The sequence below is a fragment of the Serratia sp. NPDC078593 genome, assembly GCF_050268245.1.
Lineage (GTDB): Bacteria > Pseudomonadota > Gammaproteobacteria > Enterobacterales > Enterobacteriaceae > JBNNGK01.
Window position 1 is genome coordinate 282,987 of record NZ_JBNNGK010000005.1, and the last position, 21,440, is coordinate 304,426.

Consider the following 21,440-nt stretch of genomic DNA (forward strand, 5'->3'; position numbering starts at 1 on the left):
AGCTATTCGATTTCCAAGCGTTTTATCTGAATGCCGTCATCGGCCTGTATCCGCAAGTTATGCCCTTCGCAATGCGGGCAAATGCGCACCTGCGGCAGCAATAGCGTCACCTCACACTGGCAATCATGGCACCAGCTTTGCGCCTGCTGTTGCTGTAAATGCAGCCTGCAACCTTCTGCCAAGGTGCCGCGGCACACCATGTCGAAACAAAACTGCAGCGCCTGTGCTTCAACGCAAGAATAAGCGCCCACCTCCAGCCACACGGCGGTAATGCGCCGCGCCTGCTGCTGTTGCGCATGTTGCTGCATAATTTCCAACGCGTAATGGCACAGTGTTATTTCGTGCATGTTGTCTCCGATAACGACAATAAAACGCCCAACTGGAAACATCCTTGCAAATACGATGCCAGCAATCTGGCGTCAAATGTGACGACTGACGATGACATCGACAGTCAGCGCGCTAATAACGCCCAACGCTTACGCCGTCATGACATTTATTGTTAATTGAATTTAAAGGAATTAAGCGCAGCGGAAACAAGCTTGGCACGATTTATGCCCTATTGGCGTCACGTAGGTTATTTCGACATACCGGGTGACACACATGAGCACAATAAATGAACTGACAAGTCAGGCGGATTATATCGCCAGCAAAAATAACCGTTTAATGATGCAGTGGCAGAATTACCACAGCACATTGATTAAAGCGGTGACCACCACCAAACAGAAGATTAATCATGAGTTTATCTGCGGGCAAGAGCAGGACATTCGTTTCCTGTTATTTAATCATTTCATTATTCGCATCCAGTTAAGTGAGGGTTTCTACAGCCGCGATATTTGCTACAGCATTAATTTGGCGGCGGCAAATGAAGAAGAAAACTTTGCCCCGTTTGCTCACGCCACATTGGATGAAACCGGCCTGATTGATGGGCAAATAAATAATCGTGACCGGGCGGCCGTGCTGGAGCATTACCTGAATATCCTCGCCGTTATTTATCAATGCCTGTTCGATTCCTTAAAGGGCGATCGCGCCATTTATGACGCATTGAAGAAAATTACTCTTCCCGCCTGAATAACGCGATTTGATTAATGACATTCACTGTCGAAACGTCACTTTTACTGTCGATTTCGTCAAAAGTGACGAAATCACAAGGAGTCTGCATGAACCGCTTTCTTATTGCGGATGCCAAATTATGCATTGGGTGTAACACCTGTATGGCCAGCTGTGCAGAGGAACATCGCCGCGTCGGTTTGCAGGCGTTACCGCGTTTGCAGGTAATGCGCAATGCGCGCGATTCTGCACCGGTCATGTGCCACCAATGTGAAGACGCGCCCTGCGCGCAGGTTTGCCCGGTAAACGCGATTCGCCATCAGGATGACGCGATCGTGCTAAACGAAAGTTTATGCATCAGTTGCAAACTGTGCGGTATCGCCTGCCCGTTTGGCGCGATTGGTTTTAGCGGCAGCGCGCCGCTGGCGATCCCCAGCGATTGCCAAACGGCTCTAGCCCCGCCACCGCCGACCGCGGCACGTTCCGTTAGCGCGTTTATTGATTGGCAGCCGGGCGTGCGGGCGGTCGCGGTGAAGTGCGATCTGTGCGCATTCAGCCCAGACGGCCCCGCCTGTATTCGCACCTGCCCAACCCAGGCTATCCGCTTGGTTGCCGATGAGGATATACAGCACGCCAGCGAACAGAAACGCCGCCATGCGATGCAGGCATTAGCCGCCGATATTCCGTTTATCCGCACTCCCGCCGACCACAAGGAACCAAACTGATGATCATCGCGTTTCTGCCCGATCCTTTACTGTTGCTGACGCTATCACTGTGCGGGTCACTACTGCTGGCCGCGCTGTGTTGGTTGCTGGCGATCTGGCCACGCCTGTGCGCCCGCGTATGTGCCTGTGGCAGCGTGCTGGTGTCACTGGCCGCCAGCGCGGCGGCGCTACCGTGGTTGTTCAGCCCCCCTCATCATGCCAACCTGCCGGGGTTGCTTTACGCGGTAGAGATCAGTGGCCTGAATGCGTTGCTGCTACTCACTCTGTCACTCAGTAACCTGTTCGTTAGCCTGTACCTTTGCCCATGGCTAGCAACGCTCAAGACACGATCCCGCGCCCGTCAGGGCAGCCTGATCCTATTATTACCGGCGACACTGAACGCTGCCGTCATGGCGGATAACGCGCTGGCTATGGTGTTATTACTCGAACTGGCCGCCTTGTGTAGTTACTTTCTGATAGCCGGGCGGCACGACGCGAAAAACCAGCAGGCAAGCCACAGCCACTATGTGCTGATGCGGCTCGGTACGCTGCTGTTGGTCGCCGCTTTCGCATTGATCTACAGCCAAATTCATAGCCTGCAATTTAGCGCAATGCGCACAACGGTGCTGCCCGCCGCCCTGCGCGACGGCGTATTTTTGCTGGCGCTGGCCGGTTTCGGCATTTATGCCGGCATCATGCCGTTACATGGCTGGGTTCCGCAGGCGCATAGCAGTGCGCCCGCGCCCGCTGCTTCACTGCTCTCTTGCGCATTGATGAAGGTTGGGCTGCTCGGCGTGATCAAAATCGGCATGGATGTGCTGGGAGCACCGCCACTGTGGTGGGGATTGCTGGTCTTGCTGCTGGCGGCCGTTACCGCGTTATTCGGCGGGCTGTACGCGTTGATGGAGCATGATCTGCGACGGCTGTTGGCTTACCACACGCTGGAGAATATCGGCATCATTTTGCTGGGTATCGGCGGCGCGATGGTTGGGCTGACATTGCAATTACCCACTTTGACCACCCTGGCCTTGGTGGGCGGCCTATTCCATTTGTTCAATCACAGCCTGTTCAAATCTGCGCTCATGCTTTCCGCCGGCGTTATCGAACAGCAAACCGGGCTGAAGGACATAGAAAAAATGGGCGGGCTAGCACGCCAAATGCCGTGGACTGCGATTGCGTTGCTGATCGGTCTGGTGTCGATGGCGGCGTTACCGCCGCTTAACGGTTTCGCCAGCGAGTGGTTGATCTATCAAGGTTTGTTCCAATTTAGCGCCGCACCAGCCTTTCTCGGTCGCCTGTTAGGCCCTCTTTTGGCGGTGGTATTGGCCATCACCGGCGCATTGGCGGTGATGTGCGTCAGCAAAGTGTTTGGCGTAGCCTGCCTCGGTGCACCACGCAGTGAGGCCGCCGCTACCGCCCGTCCGGCCAGGTTGTCGCCCACACTCAGTCACGGCTTGCCGGCTTTGCTCTGCCTGTTATGCGGTATCGGCGCACCGTGGCTGATCCCTGTGTTCGCTAAGTTGGCGGCGTCGTTTACCCCCAATGCTCCACTGCCCACCCCGCTGGTTTCACCACCGCTGTTCGCCATTTTGTTATTGGCAATGCCGTTATTGCCGCTGTTGATTGCCTCCGTTTACCACGGCAAGCGTCTGGCAACTCGCTCGGCGGGCTCTGCTTGGGCCTGTGGTTATAACTACGAAGCGTCCATGGCGATCACCGCCAGCGGTTTTGCACAACCGCTGCGGGTGATGTTTGCCCCGCTGTTTGCACTGAGAAAGACATGGCAACCCGAGGTATTACAACGCGCCTTACACCGGGCCCCCATCACCACTTTTTGTCGCCGCATTGCCGCCATCGAGTTAGCCGTGCTGTTGATCGTGGCGCTAGCCTAAGGAGACCCCAATGACTATTGCCACTTTATTACTCGGCATTCTGCAAGCGTTGCTGCTGCTGGCTGTCGCACCACTGTTGGCTGGTGTCAGTCGCCAGTTACGCGCCCGCATCCACAGTCGACGAGGCCCCGGCGTATTACAGGAATACCGTGATATAGCCAAATTACTCAAACGTCAGTCGCTGGTGCCTGCGGGGGCAGGCTTGGCCTTCCGCGCCATGCCTTATCTGTTAACCGCCGTTCTGTTGGTGATTGCCTGCGCGTTGCCGATGTTGCTGCGTGCTTCTCCGCTACCGGCAATCGGTGATGTCATCACGCTCATTTATCTGTTTGCCGTGGTGCGTTTCGTGTTTGCTATCGCCGGGCTGGATACCGGCAGCCCTTTCACCGCAATCGGTGCCAGCCGCGAAGCGGTATTGGGCATCCTGGTGGAGCCCATCTTGCTGCTAGGCCTGTGGGTAGCGGCGCTGGTTGCCGGCACCACCCAACTTGGCGGCATCAGCCAATGCGTCGCCACATGGCCGATATCGGCCAGCGTCCCGCTGCTATTCGCCATGCTGGCCTGTGGTTTCGCCACCTTTATCGAAATGGGCAAACTGCCCTTTGACATGGCCGAGGCCGAGCAGGAGCTGCAAGAAGGCCCGCTAACCGAATACGCCGGTGCGGCACTCGGCATTGTTAAATGGGGCATCAGCCTGAAACAACTGGTGGTATTGCAACTGTTTATCGGGGTGTTTGTGCCCTGGGGGCAAGCCAGTAGTTTGACCTTCCCTGCGTTAGCGACAGCGTTGCTGCTAGCACTGTGCAAACTGCTGCTGGCCGTGGTGGCGATCGCCCTCATTGAAAACAGCGTAGCGCGTCTGCGTTTTCTCAACACCCCTCGCACCACGTGGGCGGGCTTCAGTCTGGCTTTTCTGGCGCTGGTGTCCTGGCTGGTCGTCGGCTAAATCAACTAAAGGAACAACATGATGACTGAACATTTGGGCGGAGATTATCTGGCGGCGCTGCAACAGCAATTCCCCACGGCCGTGCTGTGCGCCGAATGGCAAACCGCCGATCAACTGACGGTAACGGTGAAACTGAATGCGCTACCGGAGGTGGTGGAATGGCTGTATTACCAGCAAGGTGGCTGGCTTTCGGTGCTGTTTGGCAACGATGAACGCACACTGTGCGGCAACTATGCGTTGTATTACGTGCTGTCGATGGAGCAAGGGGTGAAATGCTGGGTCACGGTTCGAGCCGAAGTGGATGCCCAAACGTTGGAGTTCCCTTCGGTTACGCCGCGTGTCCCGGCCGCGGTCTGGGGCGAGCGTGAGGTGCGTGATATGTATGGCCTGCGCCCGGTGGGGTTGCCGGATGAACGGCGGTTAGTGTTACCCGATGACTGGCCAGACGATCTCTACCCGCTGCGGAAAGACGCGATGGATTATCGGCAGCGCCCGGCACCCACCACTGATGTTGAAACCTATCCATTCGTCAGTGAAGCGGGCGACAAGGCCAACGTGGTACCGATTGGCCCGTTGCACATTACCTCCGATGAACCCGGCCATTTCCGCCTGTTCGTCGACGGTGAAGACATTATTGATGCCGACTATCGCCTGTTTTATGTCCACCGCGGTATGGAGAAGCTGGCAGAAACGCGCATGGGTTACAACGAAGTCACCTTCCTGTCCGATCGGGTTTGCGGGATCTGCGGTTTTACCCATAGCGTGGCGTACACCAGCTCGGTAGAAAACGCCATGGGCATTCAGGTGCCGGCGCGGGCACAGATGATTCGTTCCATTCTGCTGGAAGTGGAACGGCTGCATAGCCACTTACTTAATCTCGGTTTAGCCTGCCATTTTGTCGGTTTCGACAGTGGTTTCATGCAGTTTTTCCGCGTACGCGAAAAATCGATGAAGATGGCCGAAGTCCTGACCGGCGCGCGCAAAACCTATGGCCTAAACCTGATTGGCGGCATTCGACGCGACATGCTGAAAGACGACATGCTGCAAACCCTGCGGCTGGCGGCAGAGATGCGCAGCGAACTGAACGATCTGGTGGATATTCTGCTCAGCACGCCGAATACCGAGCAACGTAGCGTCGGTGTCGGCCGGCTGGATCCGCAGGTCGCCCGCGATTACAGCAACGTTGGTCCGATGCTGCGCGGCAGCGGCCATCGGCGCGATACCCGTATTGACCATCCGTTTGCCGGTTATGCCGCTCTGCCGGTGGCGTTGTGCGTCGAAACCGGCTGCGATGTCTATTCACGTCTGAAAGTCCGCATCCACGAAGTATTCAATTCGCTCGCCATTATCGAATTCGGCCTGCAAAGCCTGCCGGCCGGCCCTCTGGCCGTCGAAGGCTTTACTTACGTGCCGCATAAGTTCGCGCTGGGCTTTGCCGAAGCCCCGCGCGGCGACGATATCCACTGGAGCATGACCGGTGATAACCAAAAACTGTTCCGCTGGCGTTGCCGCGCGGCGACCTACGCCAACTGGCCGACGCTGCGTTATATGTTGCGCGGCAATACCGTTTCCGATGCCCCGCTGATCATCGGCAGCCTCGATCCCTGTTACTCCTGCACCGATCGCATGACCATCGTTGACGTACGCAAACGCAAATCGATCGTGGTGCCGTACAAAGAGATCGAGCGCTATGGCATCGAGCGGAAAAACGCCCCATTTTAAGGGAACAACCTCATGTTGAAATTGATTAAGAAAGTGCTTAGCACCGGTCAGGTTACCGAAGCCTACCCGGCACAACCGTTGGCGATCGATGCCAATTTTCGCGGTAAACCGGAGTATCAACCGCAGCAATGTATTGCCTGCGGTGCCTGCGCTAACGCCTGCCCGTCCAACGCGTTGACCATGGAGACGGATCTGGAAAATGGCGTTATTCGCTGGCAGTTCTTTCTGGGGCGCTGCATTTTCTGCGCCCGTTGTGAAGAGGTGTGTCCGACGACGGCCATCCGTCTGTCGAATCAATTCGAGCTGGCAGTGTGGCGCAAAGAAGATCTGTTCCAACGCGCCGACTTCGCCCTGAGTTATTGCCGTCGCTGCGCTCAGCCTTATGCCTCACAGAAGGAAGTTGATTACGCGCTGGCGCTGCTGGCGCTGGACGATGACCGTCGTGAGCAGTTTGAAACCTGTCCTGCCTGCAAACAACAACAAAGTCTGACCCAGGCCGACCGCATTGACGTTGGCCGCCATTTGACCCGGGAGGTCACCCAATGAATCAAACGTTGATTGGCCCACGGGATGCCAACGGGCAGCCGGTGCCGATTACCCTCGACGACAGCATCGCCCAGTTGAAAAAGACCCTGCTAAACGACATTCGCCGTTCCGCCTATGTTTATCGCGTCGATTGCGGTGGCTGTAATGGCTGCGAAATCGAGATTTTCGCCGCTATTTCACCGCTGTTCGACGCCGAACGCTTTGGTATTAAGGTCGTCCCTTCGCCACGTCACGCCGATATTTTGCTGTTCACCGGTGCCGTGACGCGCGCGATGCGTATTCCCGCTATCCGCGCCTGGCTGGCGGCACCGGATCCCAAGATCTGCATTTCCTACGGTGCCTGTGGCAATAGCGGTGGCATTTTCCACGATCTGTACTGCGTTTGGGGCGGCACCGATCGTATCGTGCCCGTTGATGTGTATATCCCCGGCTGCCCGCCCACGCCCGCCGCAACCCTGTATGGGTTTGCGGTGGCGCTGGGGCTGCTGGAACAAAAAATCCACGGCCAGCAGCACGATGAAACTCACGGTGAACCTGCCGCACTGTTGCATCCCAACCTGCCGCAACCACTGCGTGTCGCCATCGACCGTGAAGCGCGCCGAATGGCGGGATACCGCTATGGCCGACAAATTGCCGACCAATTTTTGCACCTGCTGGCCGCCAGCGATTCGCAAACGGTGGAACAGCGTATGGCCGCCTATTTATGCCAGCAAGATGATCCACGTCTGGCAGAAATCTTCTCTCAATTAATGGACATTTATCAACGCGTACAGCGGGGAGCGTTACGTTTATGAACCATAAAAGCAGCCATGTAACGTTTTATTCCCTCAGCCGCAAGTTTGTGCAGGAGAAGAAAGCGCCGCCTAAGGCGCAGGAAGTGATCTATTACAGTCTGGCCATCGGCCACCATCTGGGGGTGATTGACTGCCTTGAAGCCAAACTCGACTGCCCACTGCCCGCCTTTCGCGATTGGATCGCGCATTTGCCTGACGGCAGCGCCGCCAGACGCAAGCTGGCTGGCGTGGAGCGATTTGGCGAAATCAGCATCGACAGCAGTCATACCCACTTGCTCGCCAACGCACTGAGCCACGCCGCCGAACGCATGAGCGGGCAACAACAGCGTTGGAGCCAACAATTAATCGCCTTGTTGCAATCCATTGAAAACGAACCGGCGATCTATCTGATGGTCAGGAGGCATCATGACTAACGTCTTGCTGTGCGTGGGAAATTGCATGATGGGTGACGACGGTGCGGGGCCGCTATTGGCGGAACGGTGTTTGGCCGCGCCCCCTGCCGGTTGGACGGTGATTGACGGCGGTGCCGCACCAGAAAATGACATACACGCGATTCGGCAACTGCATCCACAACGGCTGGTGATCGTCGACGCCACCGATATGGGGCTTATGCCCGGGGAGATTCGGGTGATCGATCCGGCGGACATTGCTGAAATGTTCATTATGACTACGCACAACATGCCGCTCAGCTTTCTGATCGACCAACTACGCAGCGATATACCCGAGATTACCTTCATCGGCATACAGCCCGAAGTGGTCGCCTTTTATTACCCGATTGGCCCGGCGGTGACGCAAGCGGTCAATAACCTACACCAGCGCCTGAGCCATTGGTCAACCCATGGCGGCTATCCGACATTCAGCGTGACGTCACCGTGACACTGTCATCGACACTTTTGTCGAACCCATCGTCACTAAAAACGTAATCCTCTGTTTTTAAAAACATTACTGGGTTGGCACGCTTTATGTATATAGGTTGCCCTAGCGCAATCGTCCCCAATCAGGAGTTCATGATGAACCGGTTCATTATCGCCGATCCGAAAAAGTGTATCGGCTGCCGTACCTGCGAAATCGCCTGTGTCATGGCACACAGTGAAACACAAGACATATCGGCGTTGACCGCTGCGACCTTCGCCCCGCGGCTGCACGTTATTAAAGGCGTCAACGTCAGTACCGCGGTGTTATGCCGCCAGTGTGAAGACGCGCCCTGCGCCAATGTTTGCCCTAACGGGGCCATCAGCCGTCAAAACGGCATAGTGCTCGTGATGCAGGAACGCTGCATCGGCTGCAAAACCTGCGTGGTGGCCTGCCCCTACGGTGCGATGGAGGTACTCACCCGCCCAGTGATTCGCCAGAACGGCGCACAGTTGAGCGCAACCAGCGACAAAGCGGAAGCGCACAAATGCGATTTATGCATCGGGCGCGACGCTGGCCCCGCCTGTATGGAAACCTGCCCAACCAACGCACTACACTGCGTCGATCGCAATCTGTTGCAGGAAATGAACGCCGAGAAACGCCGCCGGGCGGCGCTCGACAACGTGTCGTCACTGTTTTAGGAATTGAAACGATGAAAAAAATTACGACGGTCTGCCCCTACTGTGGCGCTGGCTGCAAAATGAAATTGGTGGTGGATAATGGCAAAATTATCCGAGCCGAAGCCGCCGATGGGGTGACCAATCAAGGTGAACTGTGCCTGAAGGGTTATTACGGCTGGGACTTTCTGAACGATACCAAACTGCTGACGCCACGCCTAACCCAGCCGCTGATCCGCCGCGAAAAAGGCGGTAAGTTTGAAGCGGTCAGTTGGGATGAAGCCATTCGCTATACCGCGCAACGGCTGCAAGCCATTAAGCAGCAGCACGGCGCGCGCGCTATCATGCATACCGGTTCGTCACGCGGCACCGGCAATGAAACCAACTATGTGATGCAGAAATTTGCCCGCGCGGTGATCGGTAACAACAACGTTGACTGCTGCGCCCGGGTTTGCCACGGCCCGTCGGTAGCCGGTCTACAAGCGACGTTGGGCAACGGTGCGATGAGCAATTCAATCGGCGACATCGAAAACTCAAAATGTTTGCTGATCATCGGCTACAACTGCGCCGATTCGCATCCGATCGTGGCGCGTCGGGTGTTAAAAGCCAAAGAAAAAGGCGCGCAGATCGTGGTCTGCGATCCACGCCGTATTGAGACAGCCCGCATTGCCGACCAACATCTGCAAATCAACAACGGCTGCAATATGGCGCTGGTTAACGCCTTTGGCTACGTATTGATCGAAGAAAATCTGTATGACCGCGATTATGTGGCGAAATACACCGAAGGCTTCGAGGCTTATCGCCAACAGGTGGCCGATTACGCGCCAGAAACGGTTGAACAACTAACCGGCGTCAGCGCGCAACAAATTCGTCAGGCAATGCGCACCTATGCCAGTGCCCCTTCCGCCACCATTATGTGGGGTATGGGCGTCACCCAATTTGGTCAGGCGGTGGATGTGGTGAAGGGATTAGCCAGCCTGGCGTTGCTAACCGGCAATTTAGGCCGTGCCAACGTCGGGGTTGGGCCGGTTCGCGGGCAAAACAATGTGCAAGGTGCCTGCGACATGGGCGTGCTACCGAACGAGTTCCCCGGTTATCAATCCGTCACCGATGCCGCGGTTCGCGCCAAGTTTGCCGCAGCCTGGGGTATTGACGCCGCAAGCCTGGATCCTGATGTCGGTTATCGCATTACCGAAGTGCCGCATTTAGTGCATGAAGGCAAAGTGAAAGCCTATTACATCATGGGGGAAGATCCGTTACAGACCGAGGCCGATCTTAGCCTGGTGCGCAGCGCTTTCGAAAAGTTAGAGTTCATCGTGGTGCAGGACATCTTCATGACCAAAACCGCCGAACAGGCGGATGTGATCCTACCTTCAACGTCATGGGGCGAACACGGCGGCGTATTTTCGTGCGCCGATCGTGGCTTCCAACGTTTCGAAAAAGCCATCGAGCCGCAGTACAACGTTAAACGCGACTGGGAAATTATCAGTCTGCTGGCGACCGCGTTGGGCTACCCGATGCATTACGACAATAACCAGCAAATCTGGGACGAAATGCGCGCGCTGTGCCCGCTGTTCTACGGCGCCACCTACGAAAAAATGGGCGAGCTTGGCCACGTACAATGGCCTTGCCCTACGCTTGAGCACCCCGGCACCCCCTATCTGTACCAAGGGAATCAATTCACCACCCCGTCTGGCAAAGGGCAACTGTTTGCCGCCCGCTGGCGCGCCCCGGCAGAAGTGCCAGACGCCACCTACCCGTTGGTGCTGTGTACGGTTCGTGAAGTGGGCCACTACTCCTGCCGTTCCATGACCGGCAACTGCGCTGCGCTGCAAACGCTGGCGGATGAACCCGGCTTCGTGCAGATCAATCCGCAAGACGCCCATGCCCTCGGCATTGGCGACCAGCAATTAGTCTGGGTCGCTTCACGCCGCGGTAAGGTGATCTCTCGTGCTAATTACAACGAACGCATCAATCTTGGTGCGGTGTACATGACCTATCAATGGTGGATCGGTGCCTGTAATGAACTCACGCAGGAGAACCTCGATCCGATATCCAAAACACCGGAAACCAAATACTGCGCGGTTAAGCTCGACGCGATTAGCGATCAACACTGGGCGGAAAACTACGCCAGTCAAAGTTATAGCGAGATGAAAGCCCGCCTGCGCAGCGCGGCTGAAGATGTGCTGTAACCGTTAGCCAAACTGGGACGAATACCTTCGTCCCTTGCTTAATTTGGGGTAGGTAAATGTCTCAGTCACCGTCAGGATTATTGCTACGCATCAGTGGCAAGGTTCAGGGCGTCGGGTTTCGGCCGTTTGTCTGGCAAGTGGCAACCCAGTTGGGCCTGCGCGGCGAAGTCTGGAACGACAGCGCCGGAGTTGAAATTCGCCTGGTGCAGCCGGTCGATAGCGCGCTGTTTCTACGGCAGCTACGCCAGCAAACCCCGGCGCTGGCGCGGATTGATGACATTGATATGCGGCAATTTAGCTGGTTGCAGCCGCCGCAGGATTTTGCCATTTGTCGGAGCGTGCCAAGTTCAATGGCGACGCAAATCATTCCTGATGCCGCAACCTGCCCCGACTGTCTGCGGGAAATGAACGATCCGCACGATCGTCGCTACCGCTATCCCTTTATCAACTGTACCCATTGTGGTCCGCGTTTTACCCTGATTAACGCCATGCCTTACGATCGGCCAGCGACCAGTATGGCGTCTTTTGCCCTGTGCCCAACCTGCGCGCAGGAATATCACTCACCGCAGGATCGGCGCTTCCACGCTCAACCGGTGGCCTGCGAACGGTGCGGGCCGCAGCTCTTTAGCTGCCAAGCCGACGGTCGCCCGCTCAACCATGGGGACATGGCACTGCAACAGGCAGCCACGCAGATCTGCGCCGGAGAAATCGTCGCTATTAAAGGGTTGGGCGGGTTTCATTTAGCCTGTGACGCGACCCATCAGCAGGCAGTTATGCGCCTGCGCGAACGTAAACGGCGGCCAACTAAACCGTTCGCGGTGATGTTGCCGGACAGTGATTGGCTTTCTAGCTGTACCCACAGCTCGGCGCTGGCGCAATTGAGCGACACGTTGCTCAGTGCTGCGGCACCGATCGTTTTAGTGCCCAAACGCGCCCACAGCACGCTGTGCGATGCCATCGCACCGCAGTTGAATGAAGTCGGCGTGATGCTGCCGTCCAATCCGCTGCACCATCTATTGATGCAGCGCGTACAACGGCCGCTGGTGATGACGTCCGGTAATGCAAATGGTCATGCACCGGCGTTAACCGCGCAACAAGCGCTCGATGATTTAGCCCAGATTGCCGATCTGTGGCTGATGCATAACCGCCCGATCGTGCAACGTGCCGATGATTCGCTGTTGCGTCAACAACCACAGGGCCTTGAAATGCTGCGCCGCTCACGCGGTTATGTGCCAGATGCCCTGCCGCTGCCGCCGGGCTTCCCCGCTCAGCCCCCATTATTGGCGGTGGGCGGCGATCATAAAAATACCTTTTGTCTGGTGCGGGGTAAGGAAGCGATCCTCAGCCAACATTTCGGTGAGTTGGCGCAGCCCGATGTGCAACAACAATGGCAGCAGGCTATCGCACATTTTTTGACGCTTTATCACTGCCAGCCGCAGCGCATTGTCGCCGATGCCCATCCCGATTATGTCAGCCACCGCTGGGCGCAACGCCAATCGTTGCCGTTGACCACCGTATTGCATCATCACGCGCATCTCGCCGCCTGTCTGGCGGAACATCAATGGCCGCTTGACGGCGGCATGGTGATAGGTTTGGCGCTAGACGGGTTGGGGTACGGTGAAAACGGCCAACTGTGGGGCGGCGAATGCCTACTGGTGGATTATCGTCACTGCCGTTCGCTTGGCGGTTTACCTGCGGTGGCGTTGCCGGGGGGCGATTGCGCAGCGCGCGAGCCGTGGCGCAATTTACTGGCCCATTGCGCGCGATTCGTCGCGGGTTGGCAGCGGCTACCGGAAACACAAGTGCTGCTGCAACGACCGTGGCAACCGCTGCTGAAGGCGATCGACGCCGGTATTAATGCGCCGCTGGTCTCCTCATGCGGCCGTCTGTTTGATGCGGCCGCAACGGCATTAGGCTGCACGCCGTGGCAGCTCAGTTGGGAGGGGGAAGCAGCCTGCCACCTCGAAGCCTTGGCGCATCAAGCCATTCATCGTCGCCATCCGTTGCACCTTCCCCTTAAAGATAATCGGCTCGATCTTGCGACCTTCTGGCCACAATTTCTCGGTTGGCGCACGCCCGCCGCCGAACGTGCCTGGGCATTCCACGATGCCTTGGCTCAGGGGTTCGCGACGCTGGTCAAGCGTATGGCGGCGCAATACGGCATTCATCAAGTGGCACTCAGCGGCGGCGTGTTGCATAACCGGCTGTTGCGCCAGCGCTTAGTTCATCATCTGGCGCCGCTCAACCTGATGCTGCCGCAGCACATCCCCGCCAACGACGGCGGGTTGGCCTTCGGCCAGGCGATGATTGCCTGCGCGCAGCAGTCTCCCCTTTCTTCTTCTCTTTCTGACAGGATCTAACATGAATTACCGTGAGTTTTTTCAGACCAACACCCGCGCCTTTTGGCTGCTATGGGCGCTGATTGCCATTAATCTTCTAGCATGGGCGGCGGCATTTACCGCGTTTCGTCATCATTCAGCGTTAATGGCGGCCGCGCTGTTAGCTTACAGTTATGGATTGCGTCACGCGGTCGATGCCGACCACATTGCTGCTATCGACAACGTCACGCGTAAGCTGATGCAACAGGGGCAGCGGCCGGTTTCGGTCGGCGCTTTTTTCTCACTCGGCCATTCGAGCATCGTGATTCTGGCCTGCGCCGCCATTGCCGCCACCTCGTTGGCATTTGGCAACCGCATCGGTTGGCTACATGACTACGGCTCTACCATCGGCACCCTGGTTTCCTCACTGTTCTTATTGGCGATGGCCGTGCTCAATGGCCTGATTCTGCGTGACGTTTATCGTACGTTTCGGCGGGTCAAAATGGGGGAAACGCTTACGGATCAGGCACTGACGCATCAGTCCGGCGGCTTGATGACGCGCCTGTTCCGCGTGACCTTCAATACGGTAAATAAAAGCTGGCACATGTATTTAGTCGGATTTTTATTTGGTCTCGGGTTTGATACCGCCACCGAAGTCGGTCTGTTGGGGATTTCTGCCGCCGGTGCGGGTTCGGGTCTGTCGGTTTGGTCAATCATGTTGTTCCCGCTGTTGTTCGCCAGCGGTATGGCGCTAGTCGATTCATTGGATAATTTCGTCATGATCGGCGCTTACGGCTGGGCATTCAATAAACCGGTGCGCAAGCTGTATTACAACATGACCATCACCGCAACCAGCGTGGCGATTGCCGTATTGATTGGGGGCTTGGAAGGGTTGGGGTTATTGGCGGAAAAGCTGAACCTTCACGGCACACTCTGGGACGGCATTGCCCTATTGAATGACAATATGGGGAGCGTCGGTTATGCCGCTATCGCACTGTTCATCCTGTTTTGGGCACTGTCTGCACTTAACTATCGCCGCAAAAATTACGATGCCTTAGCCAGCTAAGGCGTAGAAGTAAAACCTGCGCAAACCGTACGACATGCCCATCGATCATAGCGCCCTCACGTTTCCTGCGTCGGGGGCTTAATGTCTTTTTCCGTAGCGCAGCGTAAATCAGACATCATTTGATACATAATCTGCATACGTCACCGCATTTTCTCCACATTTGCTGTTCAGACTCTTGGCGATATTTTTTAACCACTTACAGTTTATTTTACGGTTGCCATGTCATTGCTAAACTCCTTTGTTCGTCTGCCGCTTGTCGCCCTCGCCGTACTGAGTATGATGCTGGCCTTTTCTGCGGCACATGCCGCTGCCCCGTTATCGCTGCACTCTCGCGCCGTGTTGGTGGTCAACGCCAACAGCGGCAAAACGCTGTATCAAAAACAGGCTAACCGCAGGATGCCTATTGCGTCGTTGACCAAGTTAATGACCTCGATGGTGGTGCTGGATAATAAGCGACCGCTAGGCAATAAAGTCAAAGTGACCGCCGCTGACCGTGATTTGCTCAAGAAAACCCATTCGCGGCTGACCATTGGCTCCTCACTGAGCCGCCGCGATATGTTGCATATTGCGTTAATGTCTTCAGAAAATCGGGCAGCGGCGGCGTTAAGCCGTTACTACCCCGGAGGCCGAAAGGCATTTGTGGCGAAGATGAACCAAAAAGCGCGCGCGATTGGCATGAAACACAGTCGTTTTTACGATCCCACCGGGCTGACGCCGCGCAATGTCTCCACCGCGCGCGATTTGCTAAAAATGGTCAACAAGGCTTACCGTTATCAAACCATCCGTAAGTTCAGCACCGATACACGGCAGATTGTGCGCCCCGGGCGCGGGCAATTGGTCTACCGCAGCTCCAATGGTTTAATTAATAACCCACAATGGAAAATCCAACTGCAAAAAACCGGTTTTACCAACGAGGCAGGACACTGTCTGGTAATGAGAACGGTCATTAAAGGCCAACCGATTATTATGATCCTGTTAGGCTCGCAACAGCGTTACGGCCATTACAGCGATGCCATCCGGCTGAAAAAGTGGCTTGAATCCTAAATCGAAAAAAGAGTGCGTGTTGCTGCGCGGATAAAACCACTCCGCGCATGCTATGCCCTTTCAAACGCGCAGGCGTCGGGTACCATAGGTTTGCTCGACGTCTGAATAACAAGACCAAAGGATAACGATAACTTTATCCTGAATGTTCGTGTTCACTTATCTCCACCCGTACTGCTCGTCTGTCACTTTCTCCAGCCATTCCACGACATTGCCATCCTGCGCTTCCTGAATCGCGATATGGGTCATCGCCGTTTTCGGGCCAGCACCGTGCCAGTGTTTTTCAAAAGGCGGGATCCAGACCACATCGCCGGGACGAATTTCACGCGCTGGCTCACCCCAAGTCTGCACGTAGCCGAAACCGGCGGTCACAATCAGGGTCTGTCCAAGCGGATGCTTATGCCAGGCAGTTCTGGCTCCTGGTTCGAAGGTCACGCTGCCGCCGCTGGCGCGTGCTGGTTCATTAGCTGGGAACAATGGATCAACACGGACCGTGCCGCTAAACCACTCTTCTGGGCCTGCATACGAAGCCTGTGAACCACATTGGTAGATATCAGTCATCATTTTTCCTTTTGGGCGATTGCAAAATATGTAAAACGTATCTCGGGCAAATAGACGTGACGAGTGAAGTCCTATTAGCCTAACGCAACGTATTTATTTGATTAGAGAATCAAATACGCAGGGTGTTATGTGTTTTACTCATCTATTACGGGGTAAAAACAAGTTGTTCATACAAGCGGCATCAGGATTTGTGCTTCAGGAGGCGTGACTGAAGGGTAACGCCGCTATCAATGGCCTTTTTCCTCTCATTTGACTTAATGGCTGTTAAACACCACCGATGCTTTGTTTGTGCCTATCACTGCAGAGAGCCTCTCAGGGTTAACAACTTTCCCAATCGGTGTATAGCGATACGAGGATTCAAATGATGTATAGAACAATACCAACGTTTGCTTACCGTACAGCATGAGATCGCCAGCCTGAATAAAGCCTGGTCGCACCGAGCTGGAAGGTAACGCATGAGGAAGGTCGGCGAACTTCTCATTACCATTCAACTCTTCCATACCAAGTTGCAATGGTAAAATATTCATGAATGCTTTAGCCGCAGGATTGTCAGAAAGATTGACTACAAATTGCTGGCCGTTAATGTTCATTTTAATTGTCATTGCGCTTACCTTAAAAGGCGGGGTTGAGGTATCTGCATAGCTTGCAAAGGTACCTGCCAGAAGCAGGCAAGATATTAAGGCATACCGGTATTTCATAGGGTGATCCCCGCCAAAATAAGTCGCACCCAGCAGGATGCGACTTCAGACATTATTTGAGGTTAGCGTTAAAGAATAACGCCAGTTTATCGAACGGTATCAGATCGGTACGGTCATACAGATCGACATGACCAGCCCCTGGCACAACAAACAACTCTTTCGGCTGCCCTGCTTGTTTATAAGCCTCTTCACTAAATTCTTTCGAATGTGCCAAATCGCCGGTAATGAACAACATTGGGCGTGGTGAAATGGTTTCGATATCGTTGAACGGATAGAAGTTCATAAATTTCCCAATACTGCTCAACATCGGTTTTGTAGTCAGCTCTTCTTTTTCACCCTGTGGCGTATAACCTCCACGGGTTGTACGGTAGAAATCGAAGAATTCCCGCTGTATTGCTGGCGTTGAGTCATCAAGCTTGTTAACAGTACCGGGAATATAGGCAATTTCTCCGCCTTTGAACTCAACAAAACGTTGTTCTATTGCGGACTTAATAAACGCTTTACGTTGTTCAGGCGTAACCGAATGATGAAGTCCGTTCCGGAAAGCAGATCCCATGTCATACATGCTGACCGTGGCAATAGCCTTCATTCTCGGGTCAATCTTGGCAGCATTGATAACAAAGCTCCCGCTACCACAAATACCCAGCACCCCAATTTTCGCCGGATCAACATAAGGCTGAGTACTCAGATAATCGACTGCGGCACTGAAATCATCTGAATAAATTTCCGGTGAAATCAGATGACCGGGCTTTCCGTCACTCTCTCCCCAGAAAGAAAGATCAATCGCCAGCGTTACAAACCCTTGTTCCGCCAGTTTCTGGGCATACAGGTTTGAGCTTTGCTCTTTTACCGCGCCCATTGGGTGGCCAATGACAATTGCCGGTTTTTTAGCGTTCTGCTCCATCCCTTTCGGCATAAACAGATTACCGACTACATTTATCTGATATTGATTCTTAAAACTCACCTTTTGCTGGGTGATTTTATCGCTTTTGTAAAAATTATCGGCTCCGTCAGACATATCGGCTCCTGTTGCAGCAAATGAACTCATTAACAACCCTAACAGCACAGTAAATCTTCTCATTTGAGAATTCCTCATTGGGTGTGGTGAATATCTTTACGTGATGTCACTAACGCCAGAATGGCCGCTATCACTAATAAAATGCCGCTGATGGTGAAGGTGCTTTGATAGCCGCTGTGGTCAAATGCTAATCCGCCGAGTGTGGAGCCAAGTGCAATGGACAACTGCACCACGGCAACCATCAGACCACCGCCAGCTTCCGCATCCTCCGGCAACGTTCTGGCGATCCATGTCCACCAACCGGTAGGCGCAGCAGTGGCGATTAATCCCCATAAACCAAGCAGCGGTGCAACAATCCCTATGCTGTGACCAAAAGCGATCAGGGCGACGGTAATGATCGCCATCAGCGATGGGATAACAATAAGCGTCGAATAAAAGCCAGATTTCAAAAATATGCCAATCACCAAGGTACCAATAAAGCCAGCGACACCGATGGTCAGTAAAATAAGCGATAGCGTGGTGATATCCACCTGCGTTACTGTTTCAAGGAACGGGCGCAGGTAGGTAAATAAAGAGAACTGCCCCATAAAGAACAATCCGCAGGCTGCAAGCCCAACGGTCACAACCGGGTTAGCAAAAAGGCGAAAAACAGTGCCGGTACGTTTATCTTCTTTATCCGCTGGCATTGCCGGTAGGCTGAACCACTGCCAGATAAAAGCAATCACGGCGATCGGAACGATACAAAAGAATGCCCCCCGCCAACCGATGACGGATCCCAGATAACTCCCCAGTGGGGCGGCTATAACCGTTGCCAGCGCGTTGCCCCCGTTAAAAATAGCCAGTGCGCGGGGAACCTGATGTTGAGGAACCAGGCGAATAGCCGTGGCGGCAGACAACGACCAGAATCCGCCAATAACAATACCGATCAGAGCACGACCAACCATGTAAATCAGATAACTTGACGCTAACGCGACAATAGCGCCGGAAATCGCCATCAATGCAGTCATGCTCAACAGTAATAGCTTGCGGTTGAGCCCCCCGGCCAGTGTAGATATAGAGAGACTCGTCATTACCGCAAACACACCGGAAATGGCGATCCCCTGACCAACCCGTCCCTCACTGACACCTAACTCTCCCGATATAGGTGTCAGCAGACTGACAGGCATAAATTCCGAAGCAATTAGCGCAAAGATGCATAATGTCATTGCTAATACGCCGCTCCAGTACGCGCGCTCTTTGTGGGATGATGTATCGTTCGACAATATGGGCATAAATTACTGACTCCAAATAATCCCAGCCGTATTCAGGCAAGCCGGAGCCGAACGCTATTCGCGGGAATAACGTCTGGAAAGAAAAAGTTGAACAGAGCAACCGCCATATACGACGTCGCTTAATAATCTCTTGGTTGAAATTTTACATGCAGGGTGGAACATTACTAGCTAATGAATACTTAATAGGTTTATAACTATAACTTATTAATAAACGAGGCTTACATGATGAAACGCAACCTCAACGACCTTCTATATTTTGTCACGGTCGCGCGGGAAAGCAGCTTTACCCGTGCCGCAGCACAACTAGGTGTAACGCAACCGGCACTCAGCCAGGCAATTTCTGCACTTGAGGAGCGGATGCAAATCCGGCTGCTGACGCGAACCACCCGTAGCGTATCGCCGACTTCCGCCGGAGAACGATTGCTACGGGCTATAGGTCATCGTATTGATGAGATTGAAGCCGAACTGGATATGCTGACTGAGCTGCGTGATAAACCAGCCGGTACTGTACATATCACCTGCGGCCCAAATGTTTTACACAGTACGCTGCTGCCAAAGTTGACCCCTTTGTTGCAGGAATTTCCGGATATTAATATCGAGTTCGACGCCAACCATGGTTTTCGCGATATTGTGGCAGACCGTTTTGATGCTGGCGTTCGACTGGGTGACACCATTGATAAAGATATGATAGCGATACCGATTGGTCCCCAATTACGCATGGCCGCCGTGGCATCCCCAGACTATTTTTCACGCTATACTATTCCCAGCACTCCCCATGAGTTGACGCAACACCGGTGTATAAATCAACGCATGGTGAGATCTGGCGGGCTGTATGTCTGGGATTTTGATCAGGACGGCGGCGATCTTAATGTTCGCGTCAGTGGGCAACTGATTTTCAATACATCTGAACATATTGTTGCTGCGGCGCTTGCTGGTCTTGGCATTGCTTTTTTGCCAGAAGAAGAGTTCGGAACACATATTAAAGAGGGCCGTCTGATTCGCGTGTTGGAACAATGGTGTAGACCTTTTCCCGGCTATTACCTCTATTATCCCAGTCGAAAACAACCGTCTCCGGCCTTCTCGTTAGTAGTCGAGGCGCTGCGAAGCGGGCAAAAATATAAGCCTGTTGCTGAGTCGTAGAAAGTTTAACTTGCTGCTTTGTTCGCCAGTAAAACATCATGACCAGGACGAACCGTCGTTACCTCAACGTGTGACAGGATTCTCGTCAACCAAGGAAATCATACATGCAACCTCTTTCCACCCTGCAGCCACCGGCGATTGATGTCATCACCATTCAATCGCAAGTGGTCTATGGCAGCGTCGGCAACGGCATCGCCTATCGCACGTTACTGAAAAAAGGTTTGGAAGCGGTGCAAGTCCCCAGCGTATTGTTGGGTTGCCCACCCTATTACGGAGCGCCCAGTGGCGGCGTGATCCCCGAGCAATGGTTCAGCGGTTTTCTCGAGGACTTAATAACGCGTGGAGTGGCACAACAGGCCAGATCGATAATCGTTGGCTACTTGGGTAACGTGAGGCAGTGTCATATTTTGGCGTGCTGGTTGGAAAAGGTCATTGCGCTTAACCCCGCTATCATGATTGTCATCGATCCGGTCATGGGCGATTACGGTGAAGGGGTCTACGTCGACAAAGGGTTAGTTGACTGTTATCGCTCGCCGTTTCTGCACTTGGCGAATGGTATAACGCCTAATGGTTTCGAACTTGAACAATTATGTCAACGGCCGCTGCAGAGCCGCGAGCACACCGCTCTTGCCGCCAAGGCACTGCTTAATGAACGCACCCAATGGGTATTGGTGACCAGCGCGCCGGGTGTCGCTACCCACGATCGGGAAGTCGGCATGTTATGGGTCAACCAACGCGAAAGCCATAGCTTTACCCATCCGAAAATCGATGCCAAGGTTAAAGGCACAGGCGATATGTTTACCGCATTATTGGTGAGTCATCTGTTGGCAGATGAAGACTTTAGCGATGCCGTCTCGTTAGCCAGCGGCGAAATGTGCCGCATCTTATCCGATGCGGCGCTTAACGGTTGGGAAGAAATCGGCAGTCTACGCGCGTTGGAATAAGTTAAGGCGCG

At 54.4% G+C, this 21,440-nt stretch carries 21 protein-coding genes; 16 read left to right on the plus strand and 5 right to left on the minus strand.

Annotation, left to right across the window (positions count from 1 at the left end):
* Window positions 1-2: 2 nt before the first annotated feature.
* Window positions 3-347: a hydrogenase maturation nickel metallochaperone HypA gene (gene hypA, locus ACQKDS_RS08555; RefSeq protein WP_399668050.1), complete on the minus strand. Its 345-nt coding sequence runs from the start codon at window positions 345-347 to the stop codon at window positions 3-5.
* Between the two features lie 253 nt (window positions 348-600).
* Here hypA and hycA point away from each other — a divergent pair, with 253 nt between their 5' ends.
* The 14 genes from hycA to pbpG all read left to right on the plus strand — a co-directional run bounded on the left by hycA (window position 601) and on the right by pbpG (window position 15,800).
* Window positions 601-1,068 (plus strand): formate hydrogenlyase regulator HycA, encoded by a 468-nt coding sequence (hycA, locus tag ACQKDS_RS08560; protein ID WP_399668047.1) that lies wholly within the window; start codon window positions 601-603, stop codon window positions 1,066-1,068.
* 89 nt (window positions 1,069-1,157) lie between these two features.
* Complete coding sequence (locus ACQKDS_RS08565; RefSeq protein WP_399668045.1) at window positions 1,158-1,772, plus strand: 4Fe-4S dicluster domain-containing protein; 615 nt, start codon at window positions 1,158-1,160, stop codon at window positions 1,770-1,772.
* Complete coding sequence (locus tag ACQKDS_RS08570) at window positions 1,772-3,643, plus strand: proton-conducting transporter membrane subunit (RefSeq protein WP_399668042.1); 1,872 nt, start codon at window positions 1,772-1,774, stop codon at window positions 3,641-3,643. Before ACQKDS_RS08565 ends, ACQKDS_RS08570 begins: the two co-directional genes overlap by 1 nt.
* A gap of 10 nt (window positions 3,644-3,653) precedes the next feature.
* On the plus strand, window positions 3,654-4,589 hold the full coding sequence (locus tag ACQKDS_RS08575) for a respiratory chain complex I subunit 1 family protein (RefSeq protein ID WP_399668038.1): 936 nt from the start codon (window positions 3,654-3,656) through the stop codon (window positions 4,587-4,589).
* A gap of 18 nt (window positions 4,590-4,607) precedes the next feature.
* On the plus strand, window positions 4,608-6,311 hold the full coding sequence (locus ACQKDS_RS08580) for an NADH-quinone oxidoreductase subunit C (RefSeq protein WP_399668035.1): 1,704 nt from the start codon (window positions 4,608-4,610) through the stop codon (window positions 6,309-6,311).
* A gap of 12 nt (window positions 6,312-6,323) precedes the next feature.
* Window positions 6,324-6,857, plus strand: coding sequence for a formate hydrogenlyase complex iron-sulfur subunit (locus ACQKDS_RS08585; RefSeq protein ID WP_399668033.1), 534 nt, complete (start codon window positions 6,324-6,326; stop codon window positions 6,855-6,857).
* On the plus strand, window positions 6,854-7,651 hold the full coding sequence (locus ACQKDS_RS08590; protein WP_399668030.1) for an NADH-quinone oxidoreductase subunit B family protein: 798 nt from the start codon (window positions 6,854-6,856) through the stop codon (window positions 7,649-7,651). The genes ACQKDS_RS08585 and ACQKDS_RS08590 overlap by 4 nt, the downstream gene beginning before the upstream one ends.
* Window positions 7,648-8,064 carry a formate hydrogenlyase maturation HycH family protein gene (locus ACQKDS_RS08595; protein WP_399668027.1) on the plus strand — a complete coding sequence of 139 codons (417 nt, stop codon included), beginning with the start codon at window positions 7,648-7,650 and terminating at the stop codon, window positions 8,062-8,064. The genes ACQKDS_RS08590 and ACQKDS_RS08595 overlap by 4 nt, the downstream gene beginning before the upstream one ends.
* Window positions 8,057-8,527 (plus strand): hydrogenase maturation peptidase HycI, encoded by a 471-nt coding sequence (gene hycI, locus ACQKDS_RS08600; RefSeq protein ID WP_399668025.1) that lies wholly within the window; start codon window positions 8,057-8,059, stop codon window positions 8,525-8,527. The genes ACQKDS_RS08595 and hycI overlap by 8 nt, the downstream gene beginning before the upstream one ends.
* A gap of 134 nt (window positions 8,528-8,661) precedes the next feature.
* The gene (hydN, locus tag ACQKDS_RS08605) at window positions 8,662-9,204 is read left to right on the plus strand and encodes an electron transport protein HydN (RefSeq protein ID WP_399668688.1); all 543 of its coding nucleotides are present in this window, start codon (window positions 8,662-8,664) and stop codon (window positions 9,202-9,204) included.
* An 11-nt stretch (window positions 9,205-9,215) separates the two neighbouring features.
* Window positions 9,216-11,372 (plus strand): formate dehydrogenase subunit alpha, encoded by a 2,157-nt coding sequence (fdhF, locus tag ACQKDS_RS08610; RefSeq protein WP_399668022.1) that lies wholly within the window; start codon window positions 9,216-9,218, stop codon window positions 11,370-11,372.
* 56 nt (window positions 11,373-11,428) lie between these two features.
* A complete protein-coding gene (gene hypF / locus ACQKDS_RS08615; RefSeq protein WP_399668020.1) occupies window positions 11,429-13,732 on the plus strand; it encodes a carbamoyltransferase HypF in 2,304 nt (767 codons plus the stop codon).
* 1 nt (window position 13,733) lies between these two features.
* On the plus strand, window positions 13,734-14,756 hold the full coding sequence (locus tag ACQKDS_RS08620; RefSeq protein ID WP_399668017.1) for a HoxN/HupN/NixA family nickel/cobalt transporter: 1,023 nt from the start codon (window positions 13,734-13,736) through the stop codon (window positions 14,754-14,756).
* Between the two features lie 219 nt (window positions 14,757-14,975).
* Window positions 14,976-15,800 (plus strand): D-alanyl-D-alanine endopeptidase, encoded by an 825-nt coding sequence (gene pbpG / locus ACQKDS_RS08625; RefSeq protein ID WP_399668014.1) that lies wholly within the window; start codon window positions 14,976-14,978, stop codon window positions 15,798-15,800.
* A gap of 156 nt (window positions 15,801-15,956) precedes the next feature.
* Here the strand turns inward: pbpG and ACQKDS_RS08630 are convergent, their stop codons facing one another.
* The 4 genes from ACQKDS_RS08630 to ACQKDS_RS08645 all read right to left on the minus strand — a co-directional run bounded on the left by ACQKDS_RS08630 (window position 15,957) and on the right by ACQKDS_RS08645 (window position 19,345).
* Window positions 15,957-16,358: a (R)-mandelonitrile lyase gene (locus tag ACQKDS_RS08630; protein WP_399668684.1), complete on the minus strand. Its 402-nt coding sequence runs from the start codon at window positions 16,356-16,358 to the stop codon at window positions 15,957-15,959.
* Window positions 16,359-16,612: 254 nt separating this feature from the next.
* Complete coding sequence (locus ACQKDS_RS08635) at window positions 16,613-17,056, minus strand: cyclophilin-like fold protein (protein WP_399668011.1); 444 nt, start codon at window positions 17,054-17,056, stop codon at window positions 16,613-16,615.
* 52 nt (window positions 17,057-17,108) lie between these two features.
* On the minus strand, window positions 17,109-18,137 hold the full coding sequence (locus ACQKDS_RS08640) for an alpha/beta hydrolase (protein ID WP_399668681.1): 1,029 nt from the start codon (window positions 18,135-18,137) through the stop codon (window positions 17,109-17,111).
* Window positions 18,138-18,148: 11 nt separating this feature from the next.
* Window positions 18,149-19,345, minus strand: a complete 1,197-nt coding sequence (locus ACQKDS_RS08645) for an MFS transporter (RefSeq protein ID WP_399668008.1) — start codon at window positions 19,343-19,345, stop codon at window positions 18,149-18,151.
* 225 nt (window positions 19,346-19,570) lie between these two features.
* On the opposite strand from ACQKDS_RS08645, the gene ACQKDS_RS08650 reads away from it, so the two are divergent.
* Window positions 19,571-20,485, plus strand: coding sequence for a LysR family transcriptional regulator (locus ACQKDS_RS08650; RefSeq protein WP_399668678.1), 915 nt, complete (start codon window positions 19,571-19,573; stop codon window positions 20,483-20,485).
* Between the two features lie 104 nt (window positions 20,486-20,589).
* Window positions 20,590-21,429, plus strand: a complete 840-nt coding sequence (locus ACQKDS_RS08655; protein ID WP_399668005.1) for a PfkB family carbohydrate kinase — start codon at window positions 20,590-20,592, stop codon at window positions 21,427-21,429.
* The last annotated feature ends 11 nt before the right edge of the window (window positions 21,430-21,440 follow it).